This is a genomic window from Pseudomonas sp. P105 (assembly GCF_032614175.1).
Lineage (GTDB): Bacteria > Pseudomonadota > Gammaproteobacteria > Pseudomonadales > Pseudomonadaceae > Aquipseudomonas > Aquipseudomonas rhizophila.
Window position 1 is genome coordinate 1,549,449 of sequence record NZ_CP126693.1, and the last position, 13,680, is coordinate 1,563,128.

Annotated in this window: 15 protein-coding genes; 7 read left to right on the forward strand and 8 right to left on the reverse strand. The window is 60.9% G+C overall.

The window, feature by feature from the left end; translation table 11 throughout:
- Window positions 1-27: 27 nt before the first annotated feature.
- From QOM08_RS07000 to QOM08_RS07020, 5 genes are all read right to left on the reverse strand, one after another.
- Window positions 28-1,065 (reverse strand): AbrB family transcriptional regulator, encoded by a 1,038-nt coding sequence (locus QOM08_RS07000; RefSeq protein ID WP_047227982.1) that lies wholly within the window; start codon window positions 1,063-1,065, stop codon window positions 28-30.
- Entirely contained in the window at window positions 1,058-2,572 is a 1,515-nt protein-coding gene (locus QOM08_RS07005) for a tripartite tricarboxylate transporter permease (protein WP_139050920.1), read from the reverse strand. The genes QOM08_RS07000 and QOM08_RS07005 overlap by 8 nt, the downstream gene beginning before the upstream one ends.
- Window position 2,573: 1 nt before the next feature.
- Window positions 2,574-3,032: a tripartite tricarboxylate transporter TctB family protein gene (locus QOM08_RS07010; protein WP_092397315.1), complete on the reverse strand. Its 459-nt coding sequence runs from the start codon at window positions 3,030-3,032 to the stop codon at window positions 2,574-2,576.
- A 57-nt stretch (window positions 3,033-3,089) separates the two neighbouring features.
- The gene (locus QOM08_RS07015; protein WP_047227979.1) at window positions 3,090-4,067 is read right to left on the reverse strand and encodes a Bug family tripartite tricarboxylate transporter substrate binding protein; all 978 of its coding nucleotides are present in this window, start codon (window positions 4,065-4,067) and stop codon (window positions 3,090-3,092) included.
- 91 nt (window positions 4,068-4,158) lie between these two features.
- Window positions 4,159-4,284, reverse strand: a complete 126-nt coding sequence (locus QOM08_RS07020) for a hypothetical protein (RefSeq protein WP_316912741.1) — start codon at window positions 4,282-4,284, stop codon at window positions 4,159-4,161.
- Window positions 4,285-4,519: 235 nt separating this feature from the next.
- Between QOM08_RS07020 and QOM08_RS07025 the strand changes: the two genes are divergently transcribed.
- Together QOM08_RS07025 and QOM08_RS07030 are read left to right on the forward strand one after the other, a co-directional pair.
- Window positions 4,520-5,191 carry a response regulator gene (locus QOM08_RS07025; protein WP_047227978.1) on the forward strand — a complete coding sequence of 224 codons (672 nt, stop codon included), beginning with the start codon at window positions 4,520-4,522 and terminating at the stop codon, window positions 5,189-5,191.
- Window positions 5,184-6,575, forward strand: a complete 1,392-nt coding sequence (locus tag QOM08_RS07030; protein ID WP_047227977.1) for a sensor histidine kinase — start codon at window positions 5,184-5,186, stop codon at window positions 6,573-6,575. The genes QOM08_RS07025 and QOM08_RS07030 overlap by 8 nt, the downstream gene beginning before the upstream one ends.
- Window positions 6,576-6,710: 135 nt before the next feature.
- On the opposite strand, the gene QOM08_RS07035 is transcribed toward QOM08_RS07030, so the two are convergent.
- Window positions 6,711-7,532, reverse strand: a complete 822-nt coding sequence (locus QOM08_RS07035; RefSeq protein ID WP_047227976.1) for an HDOD domain-containing protein — start codon at window positions 7,530-7,532, stop codon at window positions 6,711-6,713.
- Window positions 7,533-7,568: 36 nt separating this feature from the next.
- Window positions 7,569-8,510: a folate-binding protein YgfZ gene (locus tag QOM08_RS07040; RefSeq protein ID WP_316912742.1), complete on the reverse strand. Its 942-nt coding sequence runs from the start codon at window positions 8,508-8,510 to the stop codon at window positions 7,569-7,571.
- Between the two features lie 149 nt (window positions 8,511-8,659).
- On the opposite strand from QOM08_RS07040, the gene QOM08_RS07045 reads away from it, so the two are divergent.
- Window positions 8,660-8,914: a succinate dehydrogenase assembly factor 2 gene (locus tag QOM08_RS07045; RefSeq protein ID WP_007930227.1), complete on the forward strand. Its 255-nt coding sequence runs from the start codon at window positions 8,660-8,662 to the stop codon at window positions 8,912-8,914.
- Entirely contained in the window at window positions 8,898-9,350 is a 453-nt protein-coding gene (locus tag QOM08_RS07050; RefSeq protein WP_316912743.1) for a protein YgfX, read from the forward strand. Before QOM08_RS07045 ends, QOM08_RS07050 begins: the two co-directional genes overlap by 17 nt.
- Here the strand turns inward: QOM08_RS07050 and nadB are convergent.
- A complete protein-coding gene (gene nadB, locus QOM08_RS07055; RefSeq protein ID WP_316912744.1) occupies window positions 9,319-10,935 on the reverse strand; it encodes an L-aspartate oxidase in 1,617 nt (538 codons plus the stop codon). The two genes, QOM08_RS07050 and nadB, sit on opposite strands and share 32 nt — an antisense overlap.
- 554 nt (window positions 10,936-11,489) lie before the next feature.
- Between nadB and rpoE the strand changes: the two genes are divergently transcribed.
- The 3 genes from rpoE to QOM08_RS07070 are packed head-to-tail and all read left to right on the forward strand — an operon-like array spanning window position 11,490 to window position 13,646.
- The gene (gene rpoE, locus QOM08_RS07060) at window positions 11,490-12,071 is read left to right on the forward strand and encodes an RNA polymerase sigma factor RpoE (RefSeq protein ID WP_003172477.1); all 582 of its coding nucleotides are present in this window, start codon (window positions 11,490-11,492) and stop codon (window positions 12,069-12,071) included.
- 30 nt (window positions 12,072-12,101) lie between these two features.
- Window positions 12,102-12,689 carry a sigma-E factor negative regulatory protein gene (locus tag QOM08_RS07065; protein ID WP_047227972.1) on the forward strand — a complete coding sequence of 196 codons (588 nt, stop codon included), beginning with the start codon at window positions 12,102-12,104 and terminating at the stop codon, window positions 12,687-12,689.
- Between the two features lie 9 nt (window positions 12,690-12,698).
- Window positions 12,699-13,646: a MucB/RseB C-terminal domain-containing protein gene (locus QOM08_RS07070; protein ID WP_139050917.1), complete on the forward strand. Its 948-nt coding sequence runs from the start codon at window positions 12,699-12,701 to the stop codon at window positions 13,644-13,646.
- The last annotated feature ends 34 nt before the right edge of the window (window positions 13,647-13,680 follow it).

Sequence of the window (13,680 nt, forward strand, 5' to 3'; positions counted from 1 at the left end):
TGCTCGCGATGAAGGCGCCGCGGACGATCAGACCGAACCCGGCTTGCGAATCCAATACCTGAACAACGGCTCCGCCAGAAACAGCACAAACAGCAGTCGCATCACCTGCAACGCCGTCACCAGCGGTACCGACAGTTGCAGCGTCTCCGCCGTCAGGCTCATTTCCGCAATACCGCCGGGCATCATGCCCAAGGTCAGTGACCGCAAGTCCAGGTGGGTCAGCGTGCTCAGGCCCAGGGCCGCGAGGGTTGCGATCAGCATCGTCAACACCGTGCCGATCAGCGTTCGTCCCATGAACGACGGCGCGCGGCGGAAGAACTGCCGGTTGAAATGACAACCCAATCCGCTGCCGATCAACCACTGGCCGATCTGGCTGCCACCGTCGGGCAGGCCGATGTGCAGATCCCAGCCGATGCTCACCGCCGCACTCACCAGCAACGGTCCGAACAGCCACGGGTTGGGTTGGCGCAAACGCTCCCAGCCCCAGGCGAGCAGGGCGCCCGCCGGGAACAGCAGCGCCAGCCACAGCCAGTCCACCGTGGCAGCGTGCTGCACCGGGGCGCCTTCGCCGAGCAAGTATTTGAAAGCGGCCGGTACGCACAGCACCACCACCAGTACCCGCAGGCTCTGGCCGGCAGCGACGCGGCTCAGGTCGGCGCCATTGCGGGCACCGAGGTTGACCATCTCGCCGGAACCGCCCGGCATGCTGGAGAAAAAAGCGGTGGCGCGGTCTTCGCCGGTGCGGCGCATCAGCCACACACTCACCACGCTGGACACGCTGGTGATCAGCGCGCCGAAGAAGATCAGGCCAAAATGGCTCAGCACCTGCTCCATCACCACCGGGGTGAAGTGCAGGCCGATACCGATGCCGACCACCCACTGGCCGCATTTACGGCCGCCAGGGATTTCCATCAGTTGCCACGGTGTGAGGCAGCGCACCAGGATGATCGCCAGCAACGAGCCAACCATCCAGGGCAAAGGCCAGCCGATCAGGCTGGCCAGATAACCGCCGGCCAGACCGACCAGCGGTGTTCCCCACCATTGTCTGAGTGTTGCTTTAGACATTGGCCAGGGCGCGACGTTGAGCCGAGCGACGGCGCCAGATCCGCAGCAATGGCATCAGCAGCATGATGACGGTCAATACCCAGCAACCGAGGGTGATCGGGCTCGACCAGAGGATTTCCAGCGCACCGTTGGAAATCGACAGCGCACGACGCAGGTTCTGTTCCATCAGGCCTCCGAGGATGAAGCCCAACAGGACCGGCGACAACGGGAAGTCCAGCTTGCGCAGGATGTAACCGAAGATGCCGATGCCGATCATCAGGAACAGGTCGAACGTGGTGGCGTGCACCGCGTAGACGCCGATCCCGGTGATGATCGCGATGACCGGTACCAATGCCCAGTTCGGCACGGCCAGGATACGGGTGAAGACGCGGATCATCGGGATGTTGAGGATCACCAGCATGATGTTGGCGACGAACAACGAGGCGATCAGGCCCCAGACGATGTCAGGTTGTTGCTGGAACAGCAGCGGACCCGGGGTGATGTTGTACAGCGACAGCGCGCCGATCATCACCGCCGTGGTGCCGGACCCCGGAACACCCAGGGTCAGCATCGGCACCAACGCACCGCAGGCGGCGCCGCCGATGGCGGTTTCCGGGGCGGCGAGGCCACGCTTGTCACCTTGGCCGAACGTACCGCTTGCACCGGCGATGCGTTTTTCCGTCATGTACGCCACGGCACTGGCCAGCGTCGCACCGGCACCTGGCAACACGCCCATGATGAAGCCAAGCACGCCGCATCGCATGTTCACCCAGAACACCGACGCCGCTTCCTTGACGTTGAACATCATCCGCCCGGTGGCTTTCACCGCTTCCTGGCCGCGATGGGTCTTTTCCAGCAGCAACAGAATTTCACTGATGGAGAACAGGCCCAGCACCAGCACGACGAACTGGATGCCGTCGGTCAAATGGATATTGTCCCCGGTGAAACGGTAGACGCCACTGTTGGCGTCAATCCCGACGCAGGACAGGAACAGCCCGATCAGCGCCGCGATGAAGGTCTTGAGCGGGCGGTCTCCGGCCATGCCGCCGAGACAGACGATGGCGAACACCATCAGCACGAAGTATTCCGCCGGTCCGAAGGCAATCGCCCATTTGGCCAGCAGCGGGGCGAACAGCACCATGCCGCAGGTGGCAATGAATGCACCGATGAACGAGCTCCATGCCGACAGCGAAAGGGCGACGCCGGCCATGCCTTTGCGGGCCATCGGGTAACCGTCCAGGGTGGTCATGACGGTGGAGGCTTCACCCGGGATGTTGAGCAGGATCGAGCTGATTCGTCCGCCGTATTCGCAACCCAGGTATACGGCCGCCAGCAGGATCAGGGCCGACTCCGGTGGCAGGCCGAGGGCGAATGCAATCGGGATCAGCAACGCCACGCCATTGATCGGGCCCAGGCCCGGCAGCAGGCCGACCACGGTGCCGATCAGGGTGCCGCTCAGGGCGGTAACGAGGTTGTAGGGGGTCAGTGCAACGCCAAAACCCTGGCCGAGATAATTCAGGGTATCCATATCAATTCTCCAGGACGTCGAGCAGGCCCAGGGGCAGCGGCACGTCCATCAGCTTGTCGAACAACAGATAGAGACCGATGGCCATCAGGCTGATGATCACCACGCTCGGCACCCAACGACCGCCATACAGGCGCGCCATCGGAACCCCGACCACAATGCTGGCGAGGATGAAACCCAGGGGTTCGAAGGTCCCGGCGAATATCAGCAGCAGCACTACGCAGATGCCGATTTTCTGCAGGGTCTCGCGATCCAGTTGCGGATCTTCGTCGCTGTGCACGATGGGCGTCGGACGAAACACCATATAAAGCAGGGCCAGGCTCAGCAGCCCGATCATCAGCAAGGGGAAGGCGCGCGGCCCGACCGGTTCATAGGAAAAGGCTGCCTGGTAGGGCCAGGCCATCAGCGCGAGGCCGACGCAAACCAGCAGCAGCACTGAAGCGAAAATACGTTGGATGAGCATGACTAACTCCTGGGCGGCGCCGCAGTGATGCAGGCGCCGCCGCGAGAACAGAGGCGATTACTGGACCAGGCCAAACTCTTTGGCCAGCATCTTGTAGTCGGCCACTTGCTTCTTCACGTAGGTGTCCAGTTCCGGACCGGTCATGGCGAACGGGAACAGTTCGCGCTGGTCACGCAGCTTGGCGAAGTCTTCGGAAGCCAGCAGCTTGTCGAATGCGTTTTTCCACCAGGCGTAGTCTTCATCACTGACCTTCGGCCCGAGGTAGAAGCCACGAACCACTGGCCAGACGATCTCGTAGCCTTGTTCACGGGCGGTCGGGATGTCTTTCATTTCCGGCTCATCCAGGCGCTTCTCGGCGAACACCGCCAGCAGGCGCATGTCGCCGCTCTGGATGTGTGGCATGGAGTCGGAGATGTCCGTACTGCCTACCTGAATATGGCCGCCCAGCAGGGCCGTTGCGATCTCGCCACCGCCTTCGAGCGCCACGTAGCGCAGTTTGCGCGGGTCGATACCGGCGGCCTTGGCGATCAGTGCGGTTTGCATCCAGTCCTGGCTGCCCACGGTGCCGCCGGAACCGATGACCACGGAGCCTGGATCTTTCTTCAGTGCCTGTACCAGATCATCGAGGTTCTTGTAGGGCGAATCGCTCTTGACCGCGATGGCGCCATAGCTGGTGCCAACGGCTGCCAACCAGCGAACGGCGTTTTCGTCGAAACGCCCGAATTTGCCTTGGGCCAGGTTCAGCAGCGAGCCACTGGACCAGGCCACCAGCGTGCCGGCGTCGGCCGGGCGCTGAGCGACCACTGCGTTGTAGGCCACTGCACCGACGCCGCCGGGCATGTAGGTCACACGCATCGGTTTGGTCAGCAGTTTTTCGTTCACCAGGGCGCTTTGGGCCAGTTTGCACGTCAGGTCAAAACCGCCGCCAGGCGCGGCCGGGGCGATGCATTCCGGACGCTTGGGTTCGGCGAGCAACTGCCCGGCGAACATCAGGCAACCAGCGGCCAGGGCTACTTTACGCAGTGATAGGTTCATTTTTGTCTCCACAGGAGTTGTTGTTGTGTGTTGCACATTTGCCGTTGCCGGACCCTTCGGGAATCGACAGCGGGCCATCAGGAGCGATAGGTCACGTGGCATAGACGCACAGGGACGACGGTGCAAGACCGGCGAAAGCGGCGGCGTAAGTGAAGGCGATCTGGTTGAGGCGGGAAGGGCGAGCAGGCGTCGGGGCCTGGGGCTGTATGGACAGCATGGTGAATACTCCGCTCTATTGTTCTTATTTGGCGAAAACGCTTCGGGGCGTTTTTCGTTCGCGAGGTACCTCGCGACCGGCAGTCGAAACTTGCCGTTGGAGGACTGTAACCGGCCAACCTTTCGCTAACCTTTCAAAAGCTTTCACGATGTTTTTGGCTTCACAGAGGTGGATGCGGCTGTAAACTCCGCGCCACAGAATGGTGCCGACCATCCCTGAATCGAGGTGAAATCCAATGCGTGTCCTGCTCGTCGAAGACCATCTCCAGCTGGCCGAAAGTGTAGCCCAGGCGCTCAAGAGCACCGGTTTGACCGTGGATGTGCTGCACGACGGGGTGGCGGCTGACCTGGCTTTGAGCAGCGAGGAGTACGCGGTCGCGATTCTCGATGTGGGGCTGCCACGCATGGACGGTTTCGAGGTGCTGGCCCGGCTGCGGGCCCGCGGCAAGACCTTGCCGGTGTTGATGCTGACTGCCCGCAGCGACGTCAAGGACCGGGTTCATGGCCTGAACCTGGGTGCTGACGATTACCTGGCCAAGCCGTTCGAGCTCACGGAGCTGGAGGCTCGGGTCAAGGCACTGTTGCGCCGTAGCGTATTGGGGGGCGAACGCCAGCAGCGCTGTGGTGGGTTGATTTATGACCTGGACACCCGCCGCTTCACCCTCGACGACGAATTGCTGACCCTGACTTCCCGCGAGCAGGCCGTGCTGGAGGCGTTGATCGCCCGGCCAGGGCGGGTGATGAGCAAGGAGCAGCTTGCGGCCCAGGTGTTCGGCCTGGACGAAGAGGCCAGCCCCGATGCCATCGAAATCTACGTCCACCGCCTGCGCAAGAAACTCGACGGCCATGCCGTGGCGATCGTGACATTCCGTGGCCTGGGCTACCTGCTGGAAACCCGCGATGCATAAGCCCGACAGTTTGCGTTGGCGGCTGCTCTGGAACCTGGCACTGCTGTTGGTGGTATTGATGCTCGCCAGTGGTCTGAGTGCCTATTGGAACGGTCGCGAAGCCGCGGACACGGCCTACGACCGCACGCTGCTGGCCTCGGCCCGGACCATCGCCGCCGGCCTGTCGCAACGCGACGGCAGCCTCAGCGCGGATGTGCCTTACGTGGCCCTGGATACCTTTGCCTACGACAGCGCCGGGCGTATTTACTACCAGGTCAATGACATCCACCAAAAGCTGATTTCCGGCTACGAAAACCTCCCAGGTCCCCCGCCCGGTACGCCGCGTACCGACGATTACCCGGCCCTGGCGCGCTTTTATAACGCCAGCTATCAGGGGCAGGATGTGCGGGTGGTGAGCCTGCTCAAGGCGGTGAGTGAACCGAACATGAATGGCATGGCGGAGATTCGCGTGGCGGAAACCGAAGAGGCGCGGATCAGCATGGCCCGCGGCTTGATGGCCGACACACTGTTGCGCCTGGGTATGCTGGCGGTGGGCGCGCTGCTGATGGTGTGGTTCGCCGTCAGTGCCGCCTTGCGCCCCCTGGAGCGCTTGCGCACGGCGGTGGAGGAACGTCAGCCGGATGATTTGCGGCCATTGCCCCTGGTGGAGGTCCAGCATGAACTCTGGCCACTGGTGCGGGCCCTCAACCATTTCACCGAGCGTCTTCGCGGGCAATTCGAGCGTCAGGCGCAATTCATCGCCGACGCCGCCCATGAACTGCGCACGCCTTTGGCTGCGCTGAAGGCCCGGCTCGAGCTGGGGCTACGCGCCAGCGAGCCGGCAATCTGGCGTGAAACCCTGGAAACCGCGGCCCAAGGCACGGATCGGTTGACCCATCTGGCGAATCAGTTGCTGTCCCTGGCCCGTGTCGAAAATGGTGCCCGGGCCATCGCCGAGGGCGGCGCGCAGTTGCTTGATCTCAGCCAATTGGCACGGGAGCTGGGCATGGCCATGGCCCCGTTGGCCCATGCCCGTGGCGTGGCGTTGGCTTTGGAAGCCGACGAACCGGTATGGCTGCGAGGTGAGCCGACCTTGTTGAACGAGTTGTTGAGCAACCTGGTGGACAACGCCCTGGCCCATACCCCATCGGGCGGCAATGTGATCCTGCGGGTCACAGCGCCTGCGGTGCTTGAGGTCGAGGACGACGGGCCGGGCATCCCGCCGCATGAGCGAGACCGCGTGTTCGAGCGCTTCTATCGACGCAATCAGCAAGTGGCCGGTTCTGGTCTGGGGTTGGCGATCGTCGGTGAAATCTGCCGTGCGCACCTGGCGCAAATCACGCTGCATGATGGGCAGGAGGGTGGTTTGAAAGTTAGGGTGAGCTTTATCCCCGGTTCAGATTGAGAGTCGAACACTATCTTGTGGCGAGGGAGCTTGCTCCCGCTCGACTGCGCAGCAGTCGTACGCTGATGGGGCCGCTTCGCGGCCCAGCGGGAGCAAGCTCCCTCGCCACAAAAACGTTTCTTGCCTCCGGACGTTCTAGTAAAACATCGAGCGCGCTTCTTCGATCTCCGCGCACCGGGCTTTGTTTTCCGGGTCGATGCCCAGCTTATTGAAGGCCGGTACCCCGAAGGCATCGATCCTGCCCAGGGGGTGGTCGGAGTCCTTGTAGCAATACAACGCAGCAACCTGCACCAGGTCGACGTAATCGAGTTGCTTCGAATCTCGGGTGAAGTCCAGATACAGCCCCGGCAGCTTCACCAGTCTTTCTGGAAACTCCCAAACACTGAGCAACTTGTCTCCCAGCACCGGGTGAATCGTCTCGATGACGTGATTGAGACTGACCGGGTCAGACAGCAATTCATTGTTGTCTTCGGCGTAGGTGAGAATCGGCAGTACGCCGATCTGATGCACCAGCCCACCCAGCGCGGCCTGATCGGGTTTGAGTTGCGTATAGATCCGGCACAACGCATAGCAGACACCGGCGATTTCCAGGCTTTTACGCCAGACTTCGCGCATCTTCTGTTCCACCACTTCGGAACGGGCATGGAAAATCTGCTCCATGACCAGGCCGATGGCCAGGTTGCTGCTGTAGTTGACTCCCAGCCGGGTGATGGCTGTGTGCAGGTCAGTGACTTCCTGGGTCGCACGCAGCAGTGGGCTGTTGACCACTTTTATCAGGCGCGCCGAAAGCGCCGTGTCACGACCAATCACCTTGCTCAGGTTGCTGACGCTGATTTCCGGGTCTTCGGCGGCCCGGCGAATCTGCAGGGCCACTTCCGGTAATGTTGGCAGAACCAGGTCATCGTTATCGATGGCCTCCACCAAATCCCGTTGGACCTTATCCGCCAAATCGCTCATTTCGTTTCTCTAGGGTATTACGACAAAATGCTGCGATCAGCGCTGGATTTCGCGGTCGCGGTCCAGTTCGTAAGGCAGGTCGAGCAATTGCAGGCCCGGGCCTTCCAGCGCGCCGAGGTGCAAATTGTCATCTTCTGCAGCTTCGGCCTGTACCACCGCCAGCAGTTCAATGTTTCGTTCGGCGTGAGCGGCCATCACCACTTCACCGATTGAACTGCCGTGCGTGGGTGAAAATAAGGGGGTGCCAGGCTCGGGCAGTTCACCGGCATCCATTTGCAGCCGATACAGGCGCCGCTTGAGTTTGCCCAGGTACTGCATGCGGGCGACGATTTCCTGGCCGGTGTAGCAACCTTTCTTGAAGCTCACGCCGCCAACGGCTTGCAGATTGAGCATCTGCGGAATGAACAGTTCGCGGGTAGCCGGCATGACCTGGCCGATCCCGGCGCGGATCTGACCCAGCAGCCACTGGTTCAGCTCGCCCTCGGTCAACTGTTCGCGCAGCCGGGCTGACAGCGGGGCGGCCTGTTCGGCGGGCGCCCAAAGTTCGGCGCGGTTCGGAGAGACGCGAATGGCAATCAGGCAATCATGACGAACGACGCTGTCGGTCTCGGCCGGCAGCTCAAGGCCCAAGGCTGCGAGCGCCGTGTCGGCGTTCTCCAGGCCGAAGCGAGCCCAGGCGGTGCTTTCATCGGTCAGTCTGGATTTAGAGAACACGGCATACTTTTTCAGGTCCGCCAGTTGCGGTTCGAGCAATTCGCTGGCCATTGCCATCAGTACACCATCGCCTTCGAGCAGGATGCGGAAACTCGATTGCATCCGGCCCTTCTGGGTGCAGCGGGCACCGAGGCTGGCCCGGCTTTCGCTCAGGTAGTTGAGGTTGCAGGTCAATTGGCCTTGCAGGAATTTGCCAGCGTCCACGCCGCGGACCGCGAGAACGCCTTCGTGGGACAGGGTGCAGAAAAAAGCGGAATCAGCCATGGGTCATCGCAGGGTAAAAAGTCTGGTGGACATCATAAGGGGGCGCCCTTGAAATGGGTAGTTCACAAAGGATCGGTGGTGCCCGACCCGAGCCGTCTGTTCCATCGCGGTGGGGCCTGTATACTTGCGCTCTATTTGAGGAGCGCTCCATGGTCGAAGATGTTGAACTGAATCGCCTTTACTGGCACAGCCGCCGCGGCATGCTTGAGCTTGACGTGTTGCTGGTGCCGTTCGTGAAAGAAGTTTATCCCCACCTTAACGACGTCGACCGTGCGTGCTACGTGCGTCTGCTCGAGTGCGAGGATCAGGACATGTTCGGCTGGTTCATGGAACGCAGCGAATCCGAAGACCCGGAGTTGCAGCGCATGGTTCGGATGATTCTGGACCGTGTCCAGCCCAAGTAATCGCTTTGAATGCCGCTGGCAGGCTTCCGGGCAACTGCTGGCGGCCTATCTCCTGGCCCAGGCCTTTGCCTTGGGTTCGTTGTTGCTGTTGTCCGTCCCGTTCTGGTTAATCAGCCTCGGCGTGCTGCTGTGCCTGGCCCATGGTGCCTGGACGCTACCGCGGCATCTATTGTTGACCCACCGTCAGGCTTTTTGCCGGTTGCGTCGTGACGCCGATGGCTGGCAGCTATGGAACAGGGCATCTGGCTGGCAGGCGGTGCAATTGCGCCCTGACAGCCTGGCGTTGCCGATGATTATCGTGCTGCGCTTTCGCCTGCGGGGGGAGTGGTGGGTCCGCTCGCTGTGTGTGCCTCGCGATGCGCTGGCGCCGGATCTGCATCGGCGCCTGCGGGTTCGGCTCAAGTTCAGCCGGCGTAGGTGGGCGGCACCAGAATAGTGTCCAACGCTTCGGGCAGCAGGTCCGGGTAGTCGAGGGTGTAGTGCAGCCCGCGGCTTTCCTTGCGTTCCATGGCTGAACGAATCATCAGTTCAGCGACCTGGGCCAGGTTGCGCAACTCGATCAGGTCGCGGCTGACTTTGTAGTTGCTGTAGAACTCATCGATTTCATCCAGCAACAGCCGCACCCGATGCTGCGCCCTCTGCAGGCGTTTGTTGGTGCGCACGATGCCGACGTAGTCCCACATGAAGCGCCGCAGTTCGTCCCAGTTGTGAGCGATGATCACATCTTCGTCCGAGTCGGTGACCTGGCTGGCGTCCCACGAGGGCAGGGCGGATGGGGCGGCGATCTGCGGCAATTGCTCAAGAATGTCCGCTGCCGCCGAGCGGGCGTAGACGAAACATTCCAGCAACGAGTTGCTGGCCATGCGGTTGGCGCCGTGCAGGCCGGTGAAGCTGGTTTCGCCAATGGCATACAGGCCCGGTACGTCAGTGCGCCCCTGTTGGTCGACCATCACCCCGCCGCAGGTGTAATGCGCCGCTGGTACCACCGGAATCGGTTGCTTGGTGATGTCGATGGAAAATTCCAGGCAACGCTCGTACACCGTGGGGAAATGGCTCTTGATGAACGCTTCGGGCTTGTGGCTGATGTCGAGGTAGACGCAGTCGATGCCCAGGCGCTTCATTTCGTGGTCGATGGCCCGGGCGACGATATCCCGGGGCGCCAGTTCGGCGCGGGAATCGAAGCGCTGCATGAAACGCTCGCCGTTAGGAAGTTTCAGGTGAGCACCTTCGCCGCGCAGGGCCTCGGTGATCAGGAAGCTCTTGGCCAACGGATGGTAGAGGCATGTCGGGTGGAACTGATTGAACTCCAGGTTCGCCACTCGGCAGCCTGAACGCCAGGCCATGGCAATGCCGTCCCCGCATGCGCCGTCGGGGTTGCTGGTGTAAAGGTAGACTTTCGCGGCACCGCCGGAGGCCAGGATCACGAAGCGGGCGCCGTAGGTGTCGACCTCCCCGGTGCCACGGTTGAGCACGTAGGCACCCAGGCACCGATCACCGTCCAGGCCCAAGCGTTTTTCGGTAATCAGATCGACCGCGACGCGTTGCTCCAGAAGCTCGATATTGGGCCGCTGGCGGGCTTGGGCCAGCAACGTCTTGAAAATCGCCGCACCGGTGGCATCGGCAGCGTGAATGATGCGCCGATGGCTGTGACCGCCCTCGCGGGTCAGGTGAAACTCGAAACCACCGTCTTCGGTACCGGATTGCTCGTCACGCGTGAAGGGGACGCCCTGGTCGATCAGCCACTGTATGGCTTCCCTGCTGTGTTCGACGGTGAAACGCACGGCTTCTGGATTGCACAGGCCGCCCCCGGCATTGAGGGTGTCATCGACATGCGATTCAATAGTGTCGGTGTCATCCAGCACGGCCGCGACGCCACCCTGGGCCCAGAATGTCGAACCGTTGGCCAGGTCGCCTTTGCTCAGTACTGCGATGCGCAGATGCTCAGGCAGTGTCAACGCCAGGCTCAATCCGGCGGCGCCGCTGCCGATTACCAGAACATCGTGTTGGAACTGTTGGCTCATTCGAAAGGTTTCCGCTCAAAACGACCCGGGTCGGGGTTGGCGCAAGACTTCCATTTCAATGGGTCAGGCAGCCATGCAGCCCACTAGTATATAGAGAGGGGGATCGGCACAATAGCGGCGTATTCATGGCAATGTGAAACCAGAATGACACAATGGTGACGCTTCGTCGGATCACGATTTTGGTGGATGGGCGACAAGGCGACCGTTTCGAGGATGAAAGGCTGTTTATCTCGTCAGGGTTGCTCGATGTTCCACACACAAGGCTATAAATAGTTGGAACTTTTGCCGAGCGACTGGGTTCAATAGACGGTTGTCTGCAAAAGGGAACAGCGTCGGGTTGGTGCAAGATTAGGATTTGAATCTTTGCCGACAGGCCCGGCGACAGATTATTCGCGCAGCCGGGGAATCTCGTGCTGCGTTTTTCGTGCGTGCCGGATCAGAGCGCGCCGGAAACTTGCTTGGAGGGGAGAACTTTTGCGAAAAGCCCGAGTCTATGGTTGCAAGCCCGGTCGATTAGTAATGCAAGCCTCCTTCGAGCTTATCGAGGAGTGTTCATGCTAACCCAGGAAGAGGATCAGCAACTGGTCGAGCGCGTTCAACGCGGCGACAAGCGAGCTTTCGATCTGCTAGTGCTGAAATACCAGCACAAAATTCTCGGGTTGATCGTGCGTTTTGTGCACGACACCCATGAAGCCCAGGATGTTGCTCAGGAAGCCTTCATCAAGGCTTACCGTGCGCTTGGTAATTTTCGCGGAGATAGCGCGTTTTACACGTGGCTTTACCGCATCGCCATTAACACGGCGAAAAACTATCTGGTTTCACGCGGCCGCCGGCCGCCGGATAGCGATGTGAGTTCTGAAGATGCAGAGTTCTATGATGGCGATCACGGCCTCAAGGATCTTGAATCACCGGAACGAGCGTTGCTGCGGGATGAGATCGAAGGCACTGTCCATCGGACCATCCAGCAACTGCCCGAAGATTTGCGTACGGCTCTAACTTTACGTGAATTCGACGGTCTGAGTTACGAGGACATTGCCAGCGTCATGCAGTGTCCGGTGGGTACCGTGCGCTCCCGGATTTTCCGCGCTCGGGAGGCCATCGATAAAGCCCTGCAACCTTTGTTGCAGGAAAACTGAGACAGCGGCGACAGCCAAGAGAGGAACGCCATGAGTCGTGAAGCCCTGCAGGAATCGCTGTCCGCAGTGATGGATAACGAAGCGGACGAATTGGAATTGCGTCGGGTACTCAATGCCTTCGACGATGTTGAAACCCGTGAGACCTGGGCTCGTTACCAGATCGCCCGGGCTGTCATGCACAAGGACCTGCTGCTTCCGCGTCTGGACATCGCTGCGGCTGTATCTGCTGCTCTGGCTGATGAAGCTGTTCCGGCCAAAGCCTCCCGCAGCCCTTGGCGCAGCCTGGGTCGTCTTGCGGTTGCCGCTTCGGTTACGGTGGCCGTGCTGGCCGGGGTTCGCCTCTACAACCAGGATGAGATCGCCGGTGTGCAAATGGCCCAGCAGTCCAATCAGCCTGGCTTGGCCGCTCCACAGGTCAAGGGCCCGGCAGTGTTGGCCGGTTATAGCGAAAGCTCGGAAGTCGCCGGTCCAATGGCCAACGGTGTGCTGCAAGGCCAACCAGGCTGGCATGATCAGCGTCTGCCCAACTACCTGCGTCAGCATGCCCAGGAAGCAGCCCTGAAAGGTACTGAAAGCGCGCTGCCTTACGCCCGTGCAGCCAGTCTGGAAAACCGCTAAGGAGGACCATTGCGCGCCATACCTCTATTTTCGCTTCTGTTGGGTGGCTGGTGCGTTATCCCAGCCTATGCCGGTGAAGCTCAGGACTGGCTTAATCGTCTGAGTCAGGCCGAGCAACAGCAAAGCTTCCAGGGCACTTTCGTTTACGAGCGTAACGGTAGTTTTTCTACCCATAACATCTGGCATCGTGTCCAGGATGGCAAAGTCCGCGAGCGGTTACTCCAGCTCGATGGGTCGGCACAGGAAGTCCTGCGCATTGATGGACGTACTCAATGCGTAAGCGGCTCCTTGATCGCTGGGGTGGGGAATACGCCTGAAGGCACGGCACGTGCGCTCGATCCGCAAAAACTCAAGAATTGGTATGATCTTGCCGTCATTGGCAAGTCGCGCGTGGCCGGGCGCCCTGCGGTGATTGTGGCGCTGACGCCCAAGGACCAGCATCGTTATGGTTTCGAACTGCATCTGGACCGAGAGACCGGCCTGCCGCTCAAGTCTCTGTTGCTCAATGACAAGGGCCAGCTGCTCGAGCGTTTCCAGTTCACACGTTTGAATATCACGGCACCGTCCGACGCTGATCTGCAAGCCACTGCCGAATGCAAGGTAGTAGCGCAGACCCCAGCTAAAAGTGCCATGGCGAAAACTGCATGGCGTTCGGACTGGCTTCCGCCGGGCTTCGAACTGACCAGCAGTGCGCTGAGAAAGGATCCGGAAACCAACGTTCAGGTCAATAGCCTGATGTACGATGATGGCTTGGCTCGTTTCTCGGTGTTTCTGGAACCGTTGAACGGCGCGACCGTCACCGACACGCGTACGCAGCTCGGCCCGACAGCAGCTGTTTCGCGTCGACTCACGACTCCCCAGGGCGAAATGATGGTCACGGTGGTTGGCGAAATTCCCATCGGCACAGCGGAACGGATCGCGCTCTCCATGCGTTCCGATGCCACGGCGACTCAATAGCTGCCAGGGTGGTTCGATTGGGCAAGAGGCTTAC